The 19,809-nt window shown below is 63.9% G+C and carries 19 protein-coding genes and 1 pseudogene; 13 read left to right on the forward strand and 7 right to left on the reverse strand.

Going from position 1 to position 19,809, the window contains the following annotated elements:
- Positions 1 to 72: 72 nt before the first annotated feature.
- From IYY11_RS13430 to IYY11_RS13440, 3 genes are all read left to right on the forward strand, one after another.
- Positions 73 to 633, forward strand: coding sequence for a DUF3280 domain-containing protein (locus tag IYY11_RS13430; RefSeq protein ID WP_196404313.1), 561 nt, complete (start codon positions 73 to 75; stop codon positions 631 to 633).
- Between the two features lie 164 nt (positions 634 to 797).
- The gene (locus tag IYY11_RS13435; protein ID WP_196404314.1) at positions 798 to 2,225 is read left to right on the forward strand and encodes a serine hydrolase; all 1,428 of its coding nucleotides are present in this window, start codon (positions 798 to 800) and stop codon (positions 2,223 to 2,225) included.
- A 284-nt stretch (positions 2,226 to 2,509) separates the two neighbouring features.
- Positions 2,510 to 3,712, forward strand: a complete 1,203-nt coding sequence (locus tag IYY11_RS13440; RefSeq protein ID WP_196404315.1) for a GTP-binding protein — start codon at positions 2,510 to 2,512, stop codon at positions 3,710 to 3,712.
- Positions 3,713 to 3,744: 32 nt separating this feature from the next.
- Here IYY11_RS13440 and IYY11_RS13445 read toward each other — a convergent pair whose 3' ends face one another.
- Entirely contained in the window at positions 3,745 to 5,061 is a 1,317-nt protein-coding gene (locus IYY11_RS13445) for a cation:proton antiporter (RefSeq protein ID WP_196404316.1), read from the reverse strand.
- A gap of 174 nt (positions 5,062 to 5,235) precedes the next feature.
- Between IYY11_RS13445 and IYY11_RS13450 the strand changes: the two genes are divergently transcribed.
- The 4 genes from IYY11_RS13450 to IYY11_RS13465 are packed head-to-tail and all read left to right on the forward strand — an operon-like array spanning position 5,236 to position 7,783.
- Entirely contained in the window at positions 5,236 to 6,003 is a 768-nt protein-coding gene (locus IYY11_RS13450; RefSeq protein ID WP_196404317.1) for a ComF family protein, read from the forward strand.
- A gap of 21 nt (positions 6,004 to 6,024) precedes the next feature.
- Positions 6,025 to 6,297, forward strand: coding sequence for a glutaredoxin 3 (grxC, locus tag IYY11_RS13455; RefSeq protein ID WP_196404318.1), 273 nt, complete (start codon positions 6,025 to 6,027; stop codon positions 6,295 to 6,297).
- On the forward strand, positions 6,294 to 6,692 hold the full coding sequence (locus IYY11_RS13460) for a DUF1178 family protein (RefSeq protein ID WP_029648334.1): 399 nt from the start codon (positions 6,294 to 6,296) through the stop codon (positions 6,690 to 6,692). Before grxC ends, IYY11_RS13460 begins: the two co-directional genes overlap by 4 nt.
- Before the next feature lie 2 nt (positions 6,693 to 6,694).
- The gene (locus IYY11_RS13465) at positions 6,695 to 7,783 is read left to right on the forward strand and encodes an NAD(P)/FAD-dependent oxidoreductase (RefSeq protein ID WP_196404319.1); all 1,089 of its coding nucleotides are present in this window, start codon (positions 6,695 to 6,697) and stop codon (positions 7,781 to 7,783) included.
- A 21-nt stretch (positions 7,784 to 7,804) separates the two neighbouring features.
- On the opposite strand, the gene IYY11_RS13470 is transcribed toward IYY11_RS13465, so the two are convergent.
- Together IYY11_RS13470 and IYY11_RS13475 are read right to left on the reverse strand one after the other, a co-directional pair.
- A complete protein-coding gene (locus tag IYY11_RS13470; protein WP_196404320.1) occupies positions 7,805 to 8,860 on the reverse strand; it encodes a hypothetical protein in 1,056 nt (351 codons plus the stop codon).
- Between the two features lie 204 nt (positions 8,861 to 9,064).
- Positions 9,065 to 9,760: an imm11 family protein gene (locus IYY11_RS13475; RefSeq protein ID WP_210331354.1), complete on the reverse strand. Its 696-nt coding sequence runs from the start codon at positions 9,758 to 9,760 to the stop codon at positions 9,065 to 9,067.
- A gap of 276 nt (positions 9,761 to 10,036) precedes the next feature.
- Between IYY11_RS13475 and IYY11_RS13480 the strand changes: the two genes are divergently transcribed.
- A complete protein-coding gene (locus IYY11_RS13480) occupies positions 10,037 to 10,402 on the forward strand; it encodes an ArsR/SmtB family transcription factor (protein ID WP_196404322.1) in 366 nt (121 codons plus the stop codon).
- Positions 10,399 to 10,932: an SRPBCC family protein gene (locus IYY11_RS13485; protein ID WP_196404323.1), complete on the forward strand. Its 534-nt coding sequence runs from the start codon at positions 10,399 to 10,401 to the stop codon at positions 10,930 to 10,932. The genes IYY11_RS13480 and IYY11_RS13485 overlap by 4 nt, the downstream gene beginning before the upstream one ends.
- 59 nt (positions 10,933 to 10,991) lie before the next feature.
- On the opposite strand, the gene IYY11_RS13490 is transcribed toward IYY11_RS13485, so the two are convergent.
- Genes IYY11_RS13490 through IYY11_RS13500 form a run of 3 tightly spaced genes read right to left on the reverse strand, consistent with a single transcriptional unit; the run spans position 10,992 to position 14,429 of the window.
- The gene (locus tag IYY11_RS13490) at positions 10,992 to 11,594 is read right to left on the reverse strand and encodes a hypothetical protein (protein ID WP_196404324.1); all 603 of its coding nucleotides are present in this window, start codon (positions 11,592 to 11,594) and stop codon (positions 10,992 to 10,994) included.
- Positions 11,585 to 12,175: a DUF1214 domain-containing protein gene (locus IYY11_RS13495; RefSeq protein WP_196404325.1), complete on the reverse strand. Its 591-nt coding sequence runs from the start codon at positions 12,173 to 12,175 to the stop codon at positions 11,585 to 11,587. Before IYY11_RS13495 ends, IYY11_RS13490 begins: the two co-directional genes overlap by 10 nt.
- Positions 12,176 to 12,191: 16 nt before the next feature.
- Positions 12,192 to 14,429, reverse strand: a complete 2,238-nt coding sequence (locus tag IYY11_RS13500) for a transglycosylase domain-containing protein (RefSeq protein ID WP_196404326.1) — start codon at positions 14,427 to 14,429, stop codon at positions 12,192 to 12,194.
- Between the two features lie 141 nt (positions 14,430 to 14,570).
- On the opposite strand from IYY11_RS13500, the gene IYY11_RS13505 reads away from it, so the two are divergent.
- Complete coding sequence (locus IYY11_RS13505) at positions 14,571 to 15,167, forward strand: YcgN family cysteine cluster protein (protein ID WP_196404327.1); 597 nt, start codon at positions 14,571 to 14,573, stop codon at positions 15,165 to 15,167.
- A 570-nt stretch (positions 15,168 to 15,737) separates the two neighbouring features.
- Here IYY11_RS13505 and IYY11_RS23870 read toward each other — a convergent pair.
- A complete protein-coding gene (locus tag IYY11_RS23870; RefSeq protein ID WP_409455259.1) occupies positions 15,738 to 15,824 on the reverse strand; it encodes a GIY-YIG nuclease family protein in 87 nt (28 codons plus the stop codon).
- Positions 15,825 to 16,179: 355 nt separating this feature from the next.
- Here IYY11_RS23870 and IYY11_RS13510 point away from each other — a divergent pair, with 355 nt between their 5' ends.
- From IYY11_RS13510 to IYY11_RS13520, 3 genes and pseudogenes are all read left to right on the forward strand, one after another.
- Complete coding sequence (locus IYY11_RS13510; RefSeq protein ID WP_196404328.1) at positions 16,180 to 16,716, forward strand: hypothetical protein; 537 nt, start codon at positions 16,180 to 16,182, stop codon at positions 16,714 to 16,716.
- Positions 16,670 to 18,001, forward strand: coding sequence for a DNA-packaging protein (locus IYY11_RS13515; RefSeq protein WP_409455258.1), 1,332 nt, complete (start codon positions 16,670 to 16,672; stop codon positions 17,999 to 18,001). The genes IYY11_RS13510 and IYY11_RS13515 overlap by 47 nt, the downstream gene beginning before the upstream one ends.
- A gap of 176 nt (positions 18,002 to 18,177) precedes the next feature.
- A pseudogene (locus IYY11_RS13520) lies at positions 18,178 to 19,335 on the forward strand (phage portal protein); the annotation flags it as partial.
- Between the last annotated feature and the right edge of the window lie 474 nt (positions 19,336 to 19,809).

Genomic DNA, 19,809 nt, shown 5'->3' on the forward strand with positions numbered 1-19,809 from the left:
CCGCAGGCGAAAGGCCGGAGCTTCCACCGCTTCGCTCAGCTACGCCTTCCTTCTGAACAGCGGAGCCTGGCGATGATTAAGAAGACGCTCACTCACCTTTTGTTATCGGCGCTCGTCGCCATCGCGACCGGAGCCGTCGCGACCGGCGCTCGCGCCCAATCCTCGCCGCCGTTCAAACTCGCGGTCTTCGACATCGAGCTCGACGATTTCACCGCCGGGGGTCCGATCGCCGGGGAAAGCCCGGAAGAAACCGCGCGCCTCCAGCGGATGACCGCGCTGGCGCGGGAGCTCCTGACTCAATCCGGGCTGTTCGACATCATCGACGGAAGCGCGGCGACGGATCAGAGGGTCAAGGATCATTGGCTGCGCAAGTGCAACGGCTGCGACGCCGACATTGCGCGCACGCTTGGCGCGGACCTGTCCTTCGTCTGCTTCTTTCGCAAAGTCAGCGTGATGGAGCAATATCTCGAACTGCGCATTCGCGACGCGCGCACGGGAGAACTGGCGCATATCTCGCAGACGGATCTGCGGGGAGAAACCGACCAGTCGTGGACCCGTGCGCTGAAGTTCCTGATGAGATATCATCTTGTCGGGCCAGAACTCGCGCGTCGAAATCACCCGCTTCAGCCGTGACGGCGGCGCGCGCTTTCCCTGAGGTGATGGTTAACAGGTTATAACCAACCGCCCCCGAATCGCCCAATTCCACGCCTATTCCGGCTATGCGCCTTAGGCGCTATTATATGGATGGCGTTTCATGCGATCCCGCGCGTTCAGCGCCGGGTAACGGGGCTAGGCGGATGATCTTCTCGAAGTCCACATTGATTGCGGCGGCCAGCGCATTGCTGATCGTGTTTGGCGCCGCAGCGCCCAGCCGCGCGACCCCGTCGATCGTCGTCGACGTCGCGTCGGGGGCCGTGCTCTCGCATGAACAGGCGACCGCCTCCTGGTATCCCGCCTCCGTGACGAAGCTGATGACGGCCTATGTCGCGCTCGACGCGGTCCGCCAGGGGCGCATCTCGCTCGAAACGCCGGTGATGATGTCGCCGCGCGCATGCAGCATGGCGCCTTCCAAGATGGGCTTCAGACCCGGCTCGGAAGTCACCCTGCAAAACGCGCTCGTCATGCTGATGGTGAAATCCGCCAATGACATCGCCGTCGCCATCGCCGAAGGCGTGTCCGGCTCGGTCGAGGCCTTCGCCGACGAGATGAACCGCGACTCCGCCGCCCTCGGCATGACGCAGTCGATATGGGTCAATCCCAACGGTCTGCCCGATTCGCGGCAGGTCACGTCGGCCCGCGACCTCGCCATTCTCGGCCGCGCGCTTTATCTGCAGTTTCCCGAGCACGCCAATCTGTTCAACATCGGCGCGATGCAGCTTGGCAAGCAGATCATCCCCACCCATAACCATCTTCTCGGCCGCTACGCCGGCGCCGACGGCATGAAGACGGGTTTCACGTGTTCGGCCGGATTTAATCTTGTCGCCTCCGCCACGCGCGGCGGCCGGCGTTTGATCGCCGTCGTCCTCGGCGCGCCCAATCCGATTCTGCGCACGGCGAAGACGGCGGCGCTGCTCGATCGCGGCTTTCAGAGCGGGGCGGCCGTCGCCTCTTTGGCGTCCCTGCCCAGCTCCGGCCCAACGGCGGCGCCTGACTTGCGCGAGTCCGTATGCCACCATCGGGGCCCGGCGGCGGCGGAATTCATGGCGGAGATCGAGGACGCCTCGGTCCCGGTCGGCTCAGGCGTTCCGCTGCTCGACACGCTCGGCGGCGCTCCGCAGCAGCAGATGAACGCTAAGGAGATCGCGCACCTGCCGCGCCCGCGTTTTGAGCCTGTGTCCGTCTATGTGGGCCGCGCGCCGGGCTATGCCGGGCCAGTGGCGCGGGCGCGCGCGCCGGGAGCGCCGGTCGGCGAGCAGCCTGATCTTGCCGCCTATGCGGCGCAGCCTGACGCCGGCGACGCCAGCGCCTCGCCGATCAGCAAGCCGGCGCCCGACGCGGTGTCGCTGCGTCGCGCCAAACACGCCAAGGCCGTGAAAGCGGCGCGCGCCGCCAAGGCGGCGAAGGCGGACGCCGCAAAGGTCGACGACATCGTCGCCGACGAACCAGCCGCGAAGCCCAAGGCGGCGAGAAGCGCGACGAAACCGAAAGCGGCCGCGCCGCACGCCGCAGCTCAAAAGCCAGCGGCCTCGAAGGCGCACTCCGCCGCCGAACCGGGCAAGAGCTGAGAATCGCCAGAGGATCAGGGAATCGTAGGGATTTTCTCCTCTCCCTCATGCTGAGGAGGCTCCGCAGGAACCGTCTCGAAGCACGAGGGTCAGGAAAATACGCAAAAACGGGCTTCCTCGTCCTTCGAGACGCGTGCTGCGCACGCTCCTCAGGATGAGGCCCCCTTCACGCGATCGCCCCGGGACGAAGGATCGTTCGTTCTGGAAACGCGCGGCGTTTTCGGCGAAGATGCGCGCCTTCCGAGAGCAGGAAATTCCTTCTGCTCCGGCGTGAGTTTCGCTGAATGAACGATCTGACCATGGCCGCCGCGAGTCGCGCGACGCGCGCGGCGCCGCCGCCAATTCCGCTGACCGTCATCACCGGCTTTCTTGGCGCCGGCAAGACGACGCTGCTCAACCGACTGCTCGCCTCGCCGGCGCTCGCCGAGACGCTCGTCCTCATCAATGAGTTCGGCGAGATCGGCCTCGATCATCTCTTCATCGAGAAGATCGACGGCGACATGGTGATGATGAGTTCGGGCTGCGTGTGCTGCTCGATCCGCGGCGATCTGGTGAACACGCTCGAAGATCTGCTGAAGCGGCTCGACAACGGCCGGATCAAGCCGTTCAAGCGCGTCGTGCTGGAAACGACGGGCCTCGCCGATCCGGCGCCGATCCTGCACACGATCATGTCCCACGCCTATCTGACGATGCGCTATCGGCTCGACGGCGTCGTCACGCTCATCGATGCGGTGAATGGCGAAGCGACGCTCGACGCGCATGAGGAAGCCGTCAAACAGGCTGCCGTCGCCGATCGGCTTGTCATCGCCAAGACGGATCTGCCGCAAGGCGCCGAGCGTGTCGACGCGCTGAAGGCGCGGCTGGCGCGGCTCAATCCAAGCGCCCTACAGCTTGACGCCGCCAAGGGCGAAGCGACGCCCGAGGCGCTCCTCAACTGCGGCCTCTACGATCCCGAGACCAAGACGCCGCGCGTGAAGGAATGGCTCAACGCCGAAGCGGTGGAAACAGCGCAGGCGCATGATCACGCGAACCATGACCATGACCATGAGCATCACCATGATCATCACCACGAGGCCCACGACCATCGCCCCGACGTGAACCGGCATGACGCGCATATCCGCGCCTTCTGCTTTTCCTCCGAGACGCCGCTCACGCCGGCCTCCTTCGACATTTTCATCGACCTTCTGCGCCACACTCATGGGCCGCGCATGTTGCGCGTGAAGGGAATCGTGGCGCTGGCCGATGATCCGTCGCGCCCGGTGGCGATCCATGGCGTGCAGCATGTCTTTCACCCGCCGCACCGCCTCGACGCTTGGCCCGACGCGGACAGACGCACGCGCATCGTCTTCATCGTCAAGGATCTCGACGAAGGCTTCGTCCGGGGACTCTACGGCGCGCTCGTCAATCACCCCGCGCCCGATCGGCCGGACGCGCAGGCGCTCACCGACAATCCGCTCGCGCCCAGGGCGGGCGGCCTGTTCGGCTAGAGCAGGTTCCGAAAAAGCGATCGGGTAGCGCTCTAAGGGCGATTGAACAGATCGGAGACGCGACGCTCGGCGTCCTGGAGCGTCTCGATCCATCGAGGCGGCAGTTTAGCGAATGCGCCTGACGCTTGCGAAGAGAACCAATCGGCGACCGCGTGAGCGATCGACGATATGCTGCTCTCAAGGCGCGATGGCTGACGCATTCCACGCAGCCAGAAGGCCAGCGTCGGGAACGCCGTGACGGTCACCATCGCGGCGCCCACAAGCGCGGAAGCCGTCTCTGGCGCCATCTGTCCCCTCCCGACGCCGAGATAGGTGAGCGCGACGACAAGCGGCAGGGTGGTCGACGACAACAGCCCCAGCGCCGGCATGTCCCGCTCGGGCAGCGTCCCGCGAAAAAGATTCAGCGGCGCGAGACGAATGAGCAGGAAGGCGACGCAAAAAAACGCGAAGAGCGCGACGGTCGCCGGGCTCCTGACGAGCGCCACGAAGTCAAATGACGCGCCGCTCTCGATAAAAAACAGCGGAATCAAAAAACCGGAGCCGATGGCGGTCAAACGATCATTGAGGATTTCGGCCTTGGTGCCCCGCACCAGCACCGCGACGGCCATGCCCGCCATATAGGAGCCGACCACAAGCTCCATCCCCAGCCTGTCGGCGAATGAGACGAAGCCAAGCAAGACGACGAGCGCGATTCGAATAGGCAGAAGCTCGCCGTCGCCAAGCCAATACACGATGCTTTCGGCCAACCGGTCCGAACGCGCGGTCTTGAGAAAAAAGATCGCGGCAAGCCCGAGCGCGATGAAAAGCGCGCTTAACAGCGTCTGGTGGAGATGATGATTGTGCTGCGCCAGAACGATCGAGGCGAGAATGAGCGGTCCAAGTTCGCTGACGGCCGCGACGCCAAGGACGTAGCGTCCGAATTCATTATCGAGGTCCCCCGACTGCCGCAAAACGGGGATCAAGATGCCGAACGCCGTGGTCGGTAGGATCAGCGCGACGAGCAGCGGCGCCTCGATGAGGCCAACGAGATAAAGCGCTCCGGAAATAATGACCGAAAGGCTCAATGAAATGAGCCATGCGAAAAGTCCCAGGCGAAGCGGCTTTCCGGTTATTTCCTTCTGATTGAACTCGAAGCCCGCCTGAAAAAACAAATAGACCAGGCCAAACTCCATCAAAAAATTGACGGCGCCATCCGCCGCCACCAGCCCTGCCCCGCTCGGACCGACGAGCATGCCCAGCAACAGTTCGATGGCGACGATCGGCGCGCGCGCAAACGCCGGAACTCTGTTGAGCAGCGGCGCGAGCACGGCGATGCAGGAGATGACGAAGATCGTGTGGAATTCGCTCATGGGGGCGTCAATCTCCTAAGGGCCGCTTGGCGCCGTAACGGCGGCGCGCCGGCGGTCCGACTCGACCGATGATTCTTTTCCTGAGCCTTACGATGCGATAGGATTCCGCCTGCGCTCAAGCCCTGAATTATCGAGCGAAGCGCGCGCGCAGATTCATTTTAGCGGATTTCGGCCATGACGCGGCTCGTGAAGGAGGGCCTGCTTCGACCCCTGGCGCGGGCGGGACATGCGCTCCTCGACCTCATCTATCCGCCCTCCTGCCTCGTCTGCCGAAGGGCGGTCGCCGCTCATGGCGCGATCTGCGCCGAGTGCTGGCGCGACATCGCCTTCATCGAGCGCCCCTATTGCGAGCGGCTCGGCACGCCGTTCGAGCGCGACCTGGCGCAACCGGGGCTGATCTCGCTGGAAGCTGCCGCCAACCCGCCCGCCTTCGGCCGCGCCAGGGCCGTCGCGCGCTACGACAGCGACAAGGCCCGCGCTTTGGCGCACCGGCTGAAATATTACGATCGGCTGGAGCTCGCCGAGCCGATGGGCCGCTGGATGGCGCGGGCCGGCGCCGAACTCCTCGCCGACGCCGACGTGATCGTCCCCATCCCCTTGCACCGGCTGCGGATTTTGGCGCGGCGGTTCAACCAGTCGGCGGCCCTGGCGCAGTCGATCGCGCGCGAGAGCGCCGTGCCGGCGGAGACCATGGCGCTGCAGCGCGTCAAGCCGACGGCGCCGCAGGTGGGGCTGACGCGGGCGCAGCGCGCCGCCAATCTCTCCGGCGCCTTTCGCGTCGACCCGGAGCGGGCGGACGCCATCCACGGGCGCAATGTGGTGCTGGTGGACGATGTGCTGACCACGGGGGCGACCGCCAACGCCGCGACTCGCGCTTTGCTCAAGGCGGGCGCGGCGCGCGTCGATCTCCTCGTCTTCGCGCGGGCCGTGACAAGCGCCTAGGCGCAGGCGTATAAGCGCGCCATGGCCCCCCGCATCGAAATCTACACAACGCCGACCTGCCCCTATTGCCTCGCAGCGAAACGGCTGCTGACGCAAAAGGGCGCCGCCTTTGAAGAGATCTCGGTGGCGTGGGACCCGCTCGGACGCCGCCGCATGACCCAGCGCGCCAATGGCCGCTCGACCGTCCCGCAGATCTTCATCGACGACAAGCACATCGGCGGCTGCGACGAGCTTCACGCGCTCGAAGGCGAGGGAAAGCTCGACGCGCTCCTCGCCGATGGAGCGACGCCATGATCCGCTACTCCCTCATCTGCGACGCCGGCCACAGCTTCGACAGCTGGTTTCGCGACAGCGCAGGATTTGAAAAACAGGCGGCCGAAGGACAGATCGCCTGCCCCTTCTGCGACTCGACGAAGATTACGCGCGACGTCATGGCGCCCCATATCGCCAAGCCGCGCGACGACGCGGCGCATGATCTGCGCGTGAAGCTGCGCGAACTCCACGACACGGTGGTCGCGCATACCGAAGACGTCGGCGACCGCTTCCCCGAGGAAGCACGCGCCATGGAGGACGGCGAAACGGAACGTCGCGCCATCCGCGGCCGCGCCACATTCGAAGAAGCGAAGGCGCTGCTCGAAGAGGGAATCGAGATTCTGCCGATCCCGGGTCTGCCCAGCGACAGCAACTGAACTTGCCGGCTCCGGTCGTCATTGTCGGCGCCAGTTTTTCTGGACTGGCCTGCGCTCATGCGCTCGCGGAACGCGGCGTCGCCACAACCATTATCGAACGCAAATCCGAGCCCGGCGAAAAGCCGCATACGACGGGCATTCTCGTACGCGAGGCGGTGGACGAGATCGATTGGCTCGGGCCGCTGCCAAAACACATCACGCGACGCGTTGAAGGCGTGCGGCTCTATGCGCCCGATATGCGCTGCATCGATCTTTCCGCGCCGGGCTATTATTTTCTTGCAACCGACACGCCGGAGCTGATGCGCCTGCTCGCGCGTCGTTGCCAGGCGGCCGGCGTGCGCCTTCAATATGGCGCGCCGTTCACCAAAGCGACGGCGCAGGCGAATGGCTATGCGCTGCCGGACGGCGCGGAAGCCTGCTATCTCGTCGGCGCCGACGGCCCGAAGTCGCATGTCGCGAAGACGCTCTCGCTTGGCGAGAATCGTCAGTTTATTTTCGGCGTGGAACATGAGTATGAAGGCGTCGATTTCGACGCGAGCGATCGGCTGCATTGCTTCATCGATAAGCGCCTCGCGCCGGGCTACATCGGCTGGATCATCGCCGGCGTCGGCGTGACGCAAGTCGGTCTCGCGCGAAGGAGTGGCGTCGGCGGGATCGCCGAAGCGAAGACCGCGATGACGGCATTTTTGAAAAAGATCGCGCCCATCGCCGATTTTCGTGATTGCGCGCCGACGAATGTGCGGGCTGGGCTCATTCCTTGCGGCGGTCTCGTTTCGCCGCTCGCGGCTCCGCGCGCGCTGCTTGTCGGCGACGCCGCCGGCATGGTTTCACCCGTCACGGCCGGCGGCATTCATACGGCGTTGCGTCATGGACGCGCCGCCGGCGTCGCCATCGCGGATTTTCTCAACGGACGCAAGGCTGATCCAGCGCAATGGCTGCCCGATTCCTATCCACGTTTTCGCTTAAAGCGGACGCTGCGCTGGAGCTATGACAATTTTCAAAGCGACGCGGCGTTCAATCTGCTGCTGCGCTCTTCCGCCATGCGCGCAGCGGCAAGCGTCGTATTTTTCCACAGAATGCGCGCGCGGTGAGGCGCATGTCCTGCGCCGTCATCACAATTGTCCGTCATTCAGTTCGCCGATTTCGAACGTGTCCAAAAGCCGTTCCAGCTTCGATTTGATCTGCGGCCACATCGGCATGAATATTCGCGGGAAGTCGGCCTCAATCCGGGCGTCGAGGCGCGCACAGCGAAAAAACATCTGGCATTCTGGGCGACGATCCCATCCCGAATCTTCCGTGTGATCCTTGATTTCTTCCGCCTGACACTCGAACCATAGATCGATCGGTTTTCTGTCGACATAAAAGAAATCGACGGCCTCACCCCCACCGACCTCGGTCTTGTAGCGGCTCATATCTCCGATGACGCCGACGCGCTTCAAATTGAACTTGTCCGGCTTCGGACCAACCGTCAGATGACTGGACTTCAAAAGCACGTACTCCGGATCAAGTGAAATCCGCTTTGTGTCATAGAAATTTTTTTCAATTACTCGAACCTTTTCAGCCTCCTTACCCTGAACTTTTGCTTGGGATCTCACGCTCACAACCATCTTTGTTGTATCGAGCCCTCGACGTCGGATGTGTCGATCGGTCGGTTGTAGGACCGTGAAATCCGGCAGATCGACGCCGATGCTGAATCCATGTACATAGACGTCCCGATAGTTCGGATCTGGATATCCGCGCCCCAAGGCGGGCACGCACCCGACATCGGCCCATGTCACATATTCAGCCGGCACACGCAGGCGGACGCGCCAGCCCGGCGGGTCCATCAACCAGCGCAGTTCGAGAAAACGACGCCCATCCGGATCATTGACGAAGCGTTCGTTAGGGACGCAGTCGGTCTTCTCGGTTTTCACCGCGAAGACATTGCCGCCGATATGGTTCGCCACCCAAAAAAACGCAGCGACGATTGCGAGAGGGCCAATAAGCCAGCCCGCAAACTGATGAATCGAAATGCCGGAAAGTAGTGATGTGAACGGAGCGGAGCGGATGCGACTCCCCGCGAAAAAGCTGGCAAAGGCGGATAGGCTCATGTGAAGCCCGCGCGGGCGACTATCGCCGCTCATGGTTTGCTCCGGCGAAATGGTGCAGTCGTTGTCAATGCGCTTCACAGCCTGCCGCCTCTTGAGAGGCGATGAGATATCGCCCAATGTCGTTTCCGACGCGACGCCTTTACGCTGTCATTCCCGACGCGCGAAGCGCGATCGGGAATCCAGAAAAAAACCAATCGTGCGTGGCGTCGCCTCTGGATTCCCGATCAGGCCTTCGGCCTGTCGGGAATGACGCCGCAATCTGACTGAAATAGACGCGTTCACTTACCAATGATCGACGCCGATCTTTAGAAAATTGCCGCCCTTTATGCCCGCCTCTTTGTAGGCGTCCTTGAGAGTCTGGTCGCAAAAGATCGCTTGGCCGAAGCCGACGATGCGAAAGAGGTGAGCAGAGCCGACCGCTTCGGACTTGAGATGGATAAAGGGATAACCGCCCGTCGACGGATATGAAGGAAAGCCATCCGGCTCGATGACGACCGTCATTTTCCTGGATTTTTCCAAGTCGATCACGTCCCATCCGAAAAGCAGCCGGGTGACCGAACAGAGCCAATATTCCGGCCCCGCTTCTCCCGAGGACCAAACAGTGTCGCATTTGCGATAATCGCAGGCCTCCGGATCGACGCGCTCCAGAAAGGCTTTCATCGCGGTTGTGACAAACCACAGTCCGCCGAAGTTTTCGACGTCGCGCGCCGGGCGACCAAACTTCTTGTCGAACACAAGCAGCGGCGACTCGCGATAGTCCGGAAGGCGCCAGGGGTGACGCGGCAGCCGCGCATAACCATCCGGCCAGCCAGGCTCAGCAAGCAGCGAACCGCATTCCTGCAACCGCGCTTCATTCGCAAGCTTGAAGAAGGGCGGCCGCACATTGAGCGCTGCGTCGAATTCGTAATATTGAGGCGCCTTGGGCTTTCGTCCGCGCATGCGCCGAGTCTCTGATGCAATTTCAGCTGCCGCCTGCATGATGCGCCGCCGTTCCCTGAAATCTTAAGCCGCTCGTTCCCGCTCAGGCCTTCGGCCTGTCGAGAATGACACGATAATGTGAGTCGTCATTGCGCGCCGCAGGCGAAGCAATTCAGTTGCGCCACAATAAGTCTGGATCGCTTCCGCATCGCCGCGTTCCTCGCAATATGGCGCCCGCCATCATCGAAAATCGACCAAAGCAATTGAAAAAGCGCCCACACCCCTTCATTCAACCAATTGGTTGACAATCGTAGATGAGCCGATATATTCAACCATATGGTTGAATTAGAAGCGCCTCAACTCGACGCCGTCTTTCACGCGCTCGGCGACGCCACGCGCCGGCGGATGCTTCGCGATCTCGCCAAGGGCGAACGAACCGTCGGCCAGCTTGCGGAACCTTTCGCGATGTCGCTCGCAGCCGCCTCGAAGCACGTCAAGGCGCTTGAGAATGCAGGGCTGATCCGGCGCGAAGTGCGCGGCCGCGCCCATATCTGCCGCCTCGCTCCTGGTCCGCTCGCCAGCGCCCACGAGTGGCTGAATTTCTACGCGCGCTTTTGGACAGACCGTCTGGATGCGCTCGAAGGCCTCCTCCTGACGGAGGACACACGCCGTTCCGACGCCCGCAAAGGAGACGACTCATGACCGATCTCGCAACGCCAAATGCTTATGGCGCGCTTACCGAGCCCGCCACCTTGACGATCGAGCGCCTTCTCCCCGGCCCCATAGAGCGTGTATGGGCCTATCTCACGGAGAGCGAACTGCGCCGCAAATGGCTGGCGGCGGGGCCGATGGAGATGAAGGTCGGCGCGCCCTTCGAGTTCCTCTGGCGCAACGACGAACTGAGTGATCCGCCTGGCCAGCGGCCGCCCGACTTTGGCGACGAGCACCGGATGCAAAGCCGCATCACCGAGGTCGATCCGCCCCGCAAGCTCGCCTTCACATGGCAAGGCAGCGGCGACGTTTCCTTCGAGCTCGAGCCCAGGGGCGATCATGTCCTGCTGACCGTGATCCATCGACGTCTGCCCGACCGCGCAACCCTGTTGAAGGTCGGAGCCGGCTGGCACATGCACCTCGACATCCTGGTCGCCCGAGCGACAGGCAAGCAGCCGGCGCCATTCTGGGAAGGCTGGAGCCAGCTGCAGAAGGAATACGACAAGCGGATGCCTGCCTGACGGCGCGTCTTTAGGGCTGGCGACCGAAAGCCGGTCGCCAATAAGCTGGGGAAACCGCGCTACCCCTGCGGCAGGTCGAAACGCTGGCAGCTGATCGCGCTCAGCCGGCTGCGCGCGCGCTCCTGATCGGAGGCGCGCTTGGCCAGGGAGCGGATCAGAATGAAGCCGCGCTTCGCCGGCGCCGTGAGCCGCACTTCCTGCGGCGGCGGCGCGTCGCCCTCATCCGCGCTCGTCAGCGCATCGATCTGGCGCGCGTCGCCGACGACGATGTCGATCTTGCCCTTGATCGCCGAGCGGTCGGTCATCGAATGATAGATGCGGCCGGCGTTGGCGTGAAAGGAAAGCCCGAGAAAATCTTCGCCGTCGACGCTCGTCTTGACCCGCAGCGGACCCTTGGCGAGATCATAGACGCAGACCGCCTCGGCGAAGGCCGGGTCCTCGAAGGGCAGCGTCTCGGCGCCGGGCGCCATCTGCGGCAGCATCACCAGGCCTTCCGCCGGCGCGGCGCTCTTCACATAGGTTGCGAGTCGCGCCAGCGCGTCGTTGGGCGCCAGGGTCGGCATCAGCAGCACCGAAACGACATGCACGATCCCCGCGACGAGCAGCGTCGCGAACAGCCACGGCAGAAGGTCGAGATAGCGATCGGGAATGTTCAGGCGCATCCGAGTTTCACGATTTTAGGAAAGGAATTTGGATCTGGAGCCGACTCGATGTCGAGCGGCGTATCATAGAGCCGCAGCATGACGACGAAGCCTTTCGACTCTCCCGGCGACAGCCAATTGCCGGGTCGCGCCTCGCGCGCCACGTCGATCTCGAAGGCGCCGCCCTCCTTGCGCAGAACGTCGACCGAGGAATAGCCGTAGCGCTCGGTGGGATTGGCGAGCAGCCTACCGTCGGGACTCGCCAGCGCGATCGTCCAGAAGCGCGCCGCCGGCAAGGGATCGACAATGCGATATTCGCAGTCGGCGCTGAGCGGCGCGCCATTGGTGTCGGCGCGGGCGATGAAGGCCAGTCCCTGATCGCGGCCGAGCGGCGCTTCTCCAGAACGCGAGATGACCGCCCGCGCATAAGGGTCGATGTCGGCGCCGCCGATATGCGGCCAGGCCTTCCAGGGGCCGGCGCGCAGAGAATTGAAGCCATAGCCGGCGTTGAGCGACAGGACGGTCGCAAACAGGCCGATGCCGACGCCGGCGAGCATCGCCGAGCCGGCGCGCAGATAATTTGCGTAGGGCTTGAGGTCCAAGGGTGCGCTCCCGCCGCTAACGGATGACGCCGACGGCCGCGCCGCCGGCGCGCTGCGCCTCGCGCCGCACAGCGTCGGATGCGGCGGGTTCAGGCGCCTCGAGCGCGCTCTGCTTGTCGCCGCCGACCGCCTTGATCTTCGTTTGAAGCGATTCCAGCGCCTGCATCGCGCCCTTGGACAGGGTCGCGGGACGCTGCGGCGCGCCAAGTTCGAGCGGCTTGACGACATTGGCGTTCACCGCGGCTGTCGCGCCCTTGGGATCCGGCTTCAAGCCGACGATGGGCTTGAGGATCGCGCCCTGATGCGCATAGGCCATGATGTCGTGCCAGGTGCCTGCCGGCAGCGTGCCGCCGGTCATGTTGTTCATCGGGGCGTTGTCGTCATTGCCGTACCAGACGCAGCCGCCCATCGTTCCGGAATAGCCGCAGAACCAGGCGTCCTTATAGCCATTTGTGGTGCCGGTCTTGCCGATCACGTCGATGCCCTCGCCGAGCTGCGCGCGCTTGCCGGTGCCTTCCTCGACGACCTTCTTCATCATGCCGGCGAGTTCGACGACCTTGTCGAGCGGCACCGCCTGCGCTTGCGGCGGCGCGTCGCGGTCGTGGCGATAGAGCAGATCGCCCTGCCGATTGCGGATCTCGACGGCGGCGTAAGGCGTGACCTTTTTGCCGCCGTTGACGAAAGCCCCATAGCCCGCCGAATGTTCGAGCAGGATCACGTCGCTCTGTCCGACCGGAAGCGAAGGCGTGTCTTCCAGCGGCGTGGTGATGCCGAGCCGCCGGCAGGTTTCAATGATTTTGGCGCGGCCGATGCGTGAATCGCCCTTGCCGATCGCCTGCGACAGTTGAATGGCGACCGTGTTCAAGGATTTCGCCAGCGCCATGGCGAGCGGCATGGAGCCGGCATAGCCGCCGCTGTAATTATGGACGCAGTAATTGCCGATGCAGGTCGGCCGGTCGGTGACGATAGTCGTCGGCTTGAAACGGCCGGTCATCAGCGCCGTGAGATAGACGTAGGGCTTGAAGGAAGAGCCCGGCTGGCGTGCGGCGTCGGTCGCGCGATTGAACTGGCTTGCGCCATAATCCCGTCCGCCGACGATGGCGCGCACGGCGCCGTCCGGCTCCATCACAACCGCGGCGCTCTGCTTGACATGGAAGCTGCGGCCCTGCTCGCGCAAATTGGTTTCGATAACGTCTTCGGCGCGCTTCTGGACGTTGGAATCGAGCGTGGTGCGCACGCTGAGCACGCGATTGTCGCCGAGCTTGCCTTCCTGCGCGAACTTGCGGATTTCGCCATAGGCGTAATCGAGATACCAGTCGGGGCTCGTCTCGCGGGCGCGGTCGATCGGCGTCGCCGGACTGCGCTGCGCCGCGATGATCTGGCTATCGGTCATGAAGCCGGAGTCGACAAGATTGTTCAAGACGTCATTGGCGCGCGCGCGCGCCGCCGGCAGATTGACGTGCGGGGCATATTTCGTCGGCGCCTTGAACAGGCCCGCGAGCATCGCCGCCTCGGAGAGCGTGACGTCTTTGACCGACTTGCCGAAATAGAATTCGGCCGCCGCCTGAATGCCGAAGGCGCCGCCGCCCATATAGACGCGATCGAGATAAAGCTTGAGGATTTCGCGCTTGGTCAGATGGTGCTCGAGCCACAGCGCCAGAAACGCCTCATTGATCTTGCGGGTGATGGTGCGCTCATTCGACAGGAAAAGATTCTTGGCGAGCTGCTGGCTGATGGAGGAGCCGCCCTGCACCACGCCCGATGACCGCGCATTGACGGTGAGCGCCCGCAGCGTGCCGATCACGTCGATGCCGAAATGTTCGTAGAAGCGGCGGTCTTCCGTCGCCAGCACCGCCTTGATAAGATAATCAGGATATTGATCGAGCGGCACGGCGTCGTCATGTTTGATGCCGCGCTGGCCGACTTCCGCGCCATAGCGATCGAGGAAGGTGACGGCGAGGTCGGTCTGCTTGAGCCAGTTCTCGTCGCTGGTCATCTGGAAGGCCGAGGACGCGAGCGCCATGGCGACGATGCCGGCGCCCAGGCCAAGCGTCAGCGCCTCGCAAGAGAGCTCCACGCCGACCCGGGCAAGGCCCGAGACATGGAACCGTTCCATGAAGGTCGAAAAATCCTCATAGATCTCGCGGGCGCGCCGTCCGCTCTGATACATGGCGGAATCGATGCGCGCATCGATCGCGAGCAGGATGCGCCGCAAGCGCTTGGCGAAAGCAGAAGCCTGGAAACGCTCCAACACAGCTCAAATGCCTCCCGCGGCCGGCAAAACTTACCGGCGCTGCTTGGACTTTAACACTTTTTAAACCATCTTGACGACAGTCCGCGCGACCCACACTGCGTTATGGTTTCTGTCGCGCAAAGCGCAAGTCGAAAGAGAAGGATGGCGTTAAAAAAAGGCGAAAATGCCCCAGATCACGCTGCAGGCGGCTGGAGCCGCGCGAATCCGGAGAACGGGACGGGGTTCAAAAGCGTCGAGCGCGCGCGGCGCGCCCTCCCGGTCGAGGCCGCGCCGACCGAGACGCCGTTCTGGGAAAAGCCGCTTTCGGCCTTGACCCGCGACGAGTGGGAGCAGCTGTGCGACGGCTGCGGCCGCTGCTGCCTGGTGAAGCTTGAAGACGAGGACACGGGCGCGATTCACCACACGAGCGTCGCCTGCAAATTGCTCGACCAGCAGAGCTGCCGCTGCGGCGACTATCCGCGGCGACGCCGCTATGTGCCGGACTGCGTGCGGCTCACGCTGGAAAAGCTAGTGGGCATTCCCTGGCTGCCGCCGACCTGCGCCTATGTGCTGCGCCATCAGGGCAAGCCGCTGCCGCCCTGGCATCCGCTGATCTCCGGCGATCCTGAAAGCGTCTCTCGCGCCGGCGTGTCGGCGCGCGGCCGGATCGAGGCCGGCGAGGACGACGTCGAAACCGACGATCTGCCGGACTTCATCCGGCTGTGGCCGAAGCGCTGGCCGAAGAAGGCGCGGTGGTGACGAGCGTCTGAGATTTTTCTTTATGTAGGTATTTATTCCTTGACAGCCGGACGATGGTCCTATAGAAAAGCGCCATGCTCCAAAATTGCGCTTGAGCGGCGCGAACGAGTTTACCGGCGCGGCGTCCTCTCCTCCCGTTCCCCCGCGCCCGCCTGATCCCCTCGCGCTTCGAGCCGCCTTGCGTCTTGAGCCGAGGGGATTTTTTTTGGAGCGTTGTTGAAAACTGACTCCTCAGACTCCCGGCTGTCATTCCCGACGCGCGGAGCGCGATCGGGAATCCAGGGGCGACATCAGACACGCTCATTGTGACTCTGGATTCCCGATCAGGCCTGCGGCCTGTCGGGAATGACACGCGAAATGATCAGTTGTTGAGGTCGAAGTAGAGGTCTCGCCATGTCGGATTGACCGTCTCGATCAATGCGAGCTTCCTGCGTCGCTCCCATTTTTTCAACTGCTTTTCTCGCGCGCAATCGCTTCGTTCACGTCATTGTATGTTTCATACCAAACGAGCATGTCGACCTTGTGTCGCGACGTGAAGCCTCGGACCTGTTTCGACTTATGCTCGTAAATTCACCGGGCCAGATCATTGGTCACGCCGACATAAAGAATGCCATTTCGCGCACTCGCGAGCATATAGACGGAATAGTTCTTCTCCATCGTCGATGCTTCCAACGACTGTCATTCCCGACGCTTCGCTTCAGCGAAGCGATCGGGAATCCAGAAAAGCCAATCGTTCACGTCGTTGCTCTGGATTCCCGATCAGGCCTTCGGCCTGTCGGGAATGACACCGAGCAGCAATCCCCATTGAAAATAAGTTGGCGTTTCTATTTCAGAAGGATTTCAGCATTGCGATCGATGCATCCCCGGTTGTCATTCCCGACGCGCGAAGCGTGATGAGAAATCCAGGGGCGACTCTGGATTCCCGATCAGGCCTGCGGCCTGTCGGGAATGACACCCAAGTCACTTGAGTAAATCAAACTCAGAACCAACAGCTCTTCCCGGAGACTCGCAGATGCGAGCCAAATCCGTCCCGCCCAGCGATGAAAAAATCGCGCAGGCGAAGCTTCTCTACGACTCGGGCGTCACGCCCATCGGCGAAATTCTCGAACTGCTCGGCATGAGCGTCGGGCGGTTCCGCCGCTTTCGCGAAATTCACGGCTGGCCGCTGCGCGCCTCCGCCTGCGCGCCGCGCAGAAAAGCGACGGACGAAACGCCGCCGGCGAAGAAACCGCGAGACGCGGGGCGACTCATCGCGCGGCTCGAAGACGCGGTCGAACAGGAATTCGCCCGCGCCGAAGCCGCCCTCGCCAAACATGCGCCAAAGACCATTGAGGCGAGCGCCCGCACGCTCGCAAGCCTCGTCAAAACGCTCGCCGAATTGAAGCGCATGCGGCGCGAGAGCGAGGATAGAGAGAACGACGCAAACGATGACAGCGATGAAGCCGCGAGCGAGCGAGACGGCGACGCCCCGCCCCGCGAATTGGCCGAACTCCGCGCGGAGCTTGCTCGACGGCTTGAACGACTGCGCGGCGCAGGGCCGACTGAATGAGGCGCTCGAAGGTCTGAGCGCGAGAGAACTGGCGCGGCTTCTCGACGAGTGGGAATTCGTCGCGCGGCGCGATCAATGGCCGCCGCACTTGGCCGCGAGCGGCGCACCGTGGCGGACCTGGCTGATCCTCGGCGGACGCGGCGCGGGCAAGACGCGCGCCGGCGCCGAATGGGTGAAAGCGCTGGCGCTCGGACGCGCGCAATTTTCGCTCCGCCCACTCGGCCGCATCGCGCTTGTCGGCGAGACGGCGGCCGACGTGCGCGAAGTCATGGTCGAGGGCGTCTCCGGCCTGCTCGCCGTGCATTCGCCGCGGGAGCGGCCGCGCTGGGAGACAACGCGAAAGCGTGTCGTCTGGGACTCGGGCGCCGTGGCGCAGGCGTTTTCGGCGGAAGATCCGGAAAGCCTGCGCGGGCCGCAGTTTCACGCCGCCTGGTGCGACGAACTCGCCAAATGGCGCTACGCCAAGGAGACATGGGACATGCTGCAATTTGGCCTGCGTCTTGGCGACTGGCCGCGTCAGCTGGTGACGACGACCCCGCGTCCGCTGCCGCTGTTGAAAGAGCTGATCGCCCATCCGGCGAGCGTCGTGACGCGCGCCTTGACGCGCGAGAACGCCGCCAATCTTGCGCCGTCGTTTCTGGAAAGCGTCGTCGCGCAATATGCCGGCACGCGATTGGGGCGTCAGGAGCTCGATGGCGAGATGCTCGACGAGCGCAAGGACGCGTTGTGGACGCGCGACATGCTGGAGCGCGCCCGCGTCCATGACGCGCCGCCCTTGAGGCGCATCGTCGTCGCCGTCGATCCGCCGGCGAGTTCGGGCAAGCGCGCCGACAATTGCGGGATCGTGGCGGCAGGGATTGAACAGGCAGGCATGCTCTACGTGCTCGCCGACGCGACTTTGTCGGCGGCGCGGCCGGCGCAATGGGCGCGCGCGGCGATCGCGCTCTATCACAAGCTTTCCGCCGACGCGCTTGTCGCCGAGGTCAATCAGGGCGGCGAAATGGTGCGCGCCGTGCTGAACGAAGCCGATCCGTCGGCGCCGGTGACGATGGCGCGGGCGACGCGCGGCAAATATTTGCGCGCCGCGCCGGTCGCGCAGCTTTACGAACAAGGCCGCGTCAAACATGTCGGCGCCTTTCCGGCGCTCGAAGACGAGATGTGCGACTTCGGCGCCGACGGGCTTTCGTCGGGCCGCAGTCCCGACCGGCTCGACGCGCTGGTCTGGGCGATCACCGCGCTGGCGCTGACGCCGAAGGCGCCCGAGCCGCGCATGCGAAGAGTGTGAAAGGGCGCATCCCACCCTCCCCTCGACGGGGAGGGTCGCGACGAAGTCGCGGGGTGGGGTGGGTTCCTTATCGTTTCCATTGGTCACCCCACCCCGAACCGCTTCGCGGTTCGACCCTCCCCATCAAGGGGAGGGTGAACGCGCGCCCCATCGAACGTTTCTCTCAAGGACCTTTCATGCCCTCTCTCTTCTCGCGCCTCATCGGCGCGGTCGCGCCGCCGCGCGAAACCAAATATTCGCGCGCGGCGAAGCTCCTCGCCATGCATGCGCTCGGACAGCCGCATTGGAGCGCGCGCAATTCGACGGTGCTGACGCGCGAAGGCTATGAGCGCAACGCTGTATGTCATCGCTGCGTGCGCATGGTGGCGGAAGCCGCCGCCTCCGTTCCCTGGCTTATCTATGAGGGCCGCGACGAAGCGATCGACCATCCGCTCCTCTCTCTCATCGAGCGGCCCAACCCGCTCGACACCAGCGCCTCCTTCATCGAGGCGATCTGCGCCAATCTGCTGCTTTACGGCAACGCCTATATCGAATCGGTCGTCATCGACGAGGAGCTGCGCGAACTCTATGCGCTGCGGCCCGACCGCATGAGCATCGAGGCGGGACGCAACGGCTGGCCCGCCGCCTTCATCTATCGCGCGCTCGGACAGGAAGCGCGCTATGAGATGCGCGGCGAAGGCGTCGAGCCGATCCTGCACATCAAATTCTTCAACCCGCTCGATGATTATTACGGCTTTCCGCCGCTCGCCGCCGCGCAAGTGGCGCTCGACACGCATAACGCCGCGAGTTTCTGGAACAAGGCGCTGCTCGACAATTCGGCGCGGCCTTCCGGCGCGCTGGTCTATGCGGGGCCGGAAGGCGCGCATCTCACCGACGAGCAGTTCTCGAGGCTGAAAGAAGAGCTGGAGGAGAATTTCTCCGGCGCGACCAACGCCGGAAGGCCGCTGCTGCTCGAAGGCGGGCTCGACTGGAAGGCGCTGTCGCTTTCGCCAAAGGACATGGATTTCACCGAGTCGAAGGCGGGCGCGGCGCGCGAGATCGCGCTCGCCTTCGGCGTGCCGCCGCTGCTGTTGGGTCTTCCCGGCGACAACACGTTCAGTAATTATGCCGAGGCCAATCGCGCCTTCTGGCGCCAGACCGTGCTGCCGCTCGTCGCGCGCGTGCAGAAGAGTTTTCAGGCCTGGCTGCAGCCGGGCTTCGGCGCTTTCCGCCTCGACTATAACGCCGACCGTCTCGAGGCGCTGGCGAGCGAGCGCGCCGCCGAATGGGAGCGCGTCGGCAAGGCGGCTTTCCTCACGCTCGACGAACAGCGCGAGGCGCTGGGCTATGGCCCGGCGCCGAAAGAAGCGCTCTTCGCCAAACGCGATCTCGCGCTGGAGCGCCGCTACAGCCCGAATCAGCCGCGCGTCCCGGCGGGAAATTCCGGCGCCGGGCAATGGACGAGCGGCGGAGGCGGCGGAGATTCGGGAGGTGGGTCTAGAGGCGCGCGAGATGATCGCGCGCGGCGGCGGGATGCGGAGGACCAAGTCCAGACTGCGGCGAACATAGACCCGAGAGTGGCGAGCGACGCCGCCAACCCCATCACGCGCGTGCAAGACCGGCGCGTCGGGGGTGGAGCCGGCGCCACGCCGGCGCAGCTCGCAAGAGAGACAATCTCGGCGGAGCGCGCCGCACGAGCGATGACGCGCGTGCAAGAACTCGATCCAGACTGGCGACCCCAGCAAACTCTCATCGATCCGGAAAACATCGAACATCGCATCGAACGCAATGAGAGCGACATCCGAGAGGCGGACGCGCGCTACGCCGAG

The organism is Methylocystis sp. H62 (assembly GCF_015709515.1).
Taxonomy (GTDB): domain Bacteria; phylum Pseudomonadota; class Alphaproteobacteria; order Rhizobiales; family Beijerinckiaceae; genus Methylocystis.

Excerpts from the sequence above, each read along its gene's own strand:
- IYY11_RS23870 (WP_409455259.1), bottom strand. The coding sequence starts at position 15,824 with ATGGAGAAGAACTATTCCGTCTATATGCTCGCGAGTGCGCGAAATGGC.
- IYY11_RS13490 (WP_196404324.1), bottom strand. The coding sequence starts at position 11,594 with ATGCGCCTGAACATTCCCGATCGCTATCTCGACCTTCTGCCGTGGCTG.
- IYY11_RS13460 (WP_029648334.1), top strand. The coding sequence starts at position 6,294 with ATGATCCGCTACTCCCTCATCTGCGACGCCGGCCACAGCTTCGACAGC.
- IYY11_RS13485 (WP_196404323.1), top strand. The coding sequence starts at position 10,399 with ATGACCGATCTCGCAACGCCAAATGCTTATGGCGCGCTTACCGAGCCC.
- IYY11_RS13475 (WP_210331354.1), bottom strand. The coding sequence starts at position 9,760 with ATGCAGGCGGCAGCTGAAATTGCATCAGAGACTCGGCGCATGCGCGGA.
- IYY11_RS13440 (WP_196404315.1), top strand. The coding sequence starts at position 2,510 with ATGAACGATCTGACCATGGCCGCCGCGAGTCGCGCGACGCGCGCGGCG.
- IYY11_RS13435 (WP_196404314.1), top strand. The coding sequence starts at position 798 with ATGATCTTCTCGAAGTCCACATTGATTGCGGCGGCCAGCGCATTGCTG.
- IYY11_RS13450 (WP_196404317.1), top strand. The coding sequence starts at position 5,236 with ATGACGCGGCTCGTGAAGGAGGGCCTGCTTCGACCCCTGGCGCGGGCG.
- grxC (WP_196404318.1), top strand. The coding sequence starts at position 6,025 with ATGGCCCCCCGCATCGAAATCTACACAACGCCGACCTGCCCCTATTGC.
- IYY11_RS13480 (WP_196404322.1), top strand. The coding sequence starts at position 10,037 with ATGGTTGAATTAGAAGCGCCTCAACTCGACGCCGTCTTTCACGCGCTC.
- IYY11_RS13445 (WP_196404316.1), bottom strand. The coding sequence starts at position 5,061 with ATGAGCGAATTCCACACGATCTTCGTCATCTCCTGCATCGCCGTGCTC.
- IYY11_RS13430 (WP_196404313.1), top strand. The coding sequence starts at position 73 with ATGATTAAGAAGACGCTCACTCACCTTTTGTTATCGGCGCTCGTCGCC.
- IYY11_RS13510 (WP_196404328.1), top strand. The coding sequence starts at position 16,180 with ATGCGAGCCAAATCCGTCCCGCCCAGCGATGAAAAAATCGCGCAGGCG.
- IYY11_RS13505 (WP_196404327.1), top strand. The coding sequence starts at position 14,571 with ATGGCGTTAAAAAAAGGCGAAAATGCCCCAGATCACGCTGCAGGCGGC.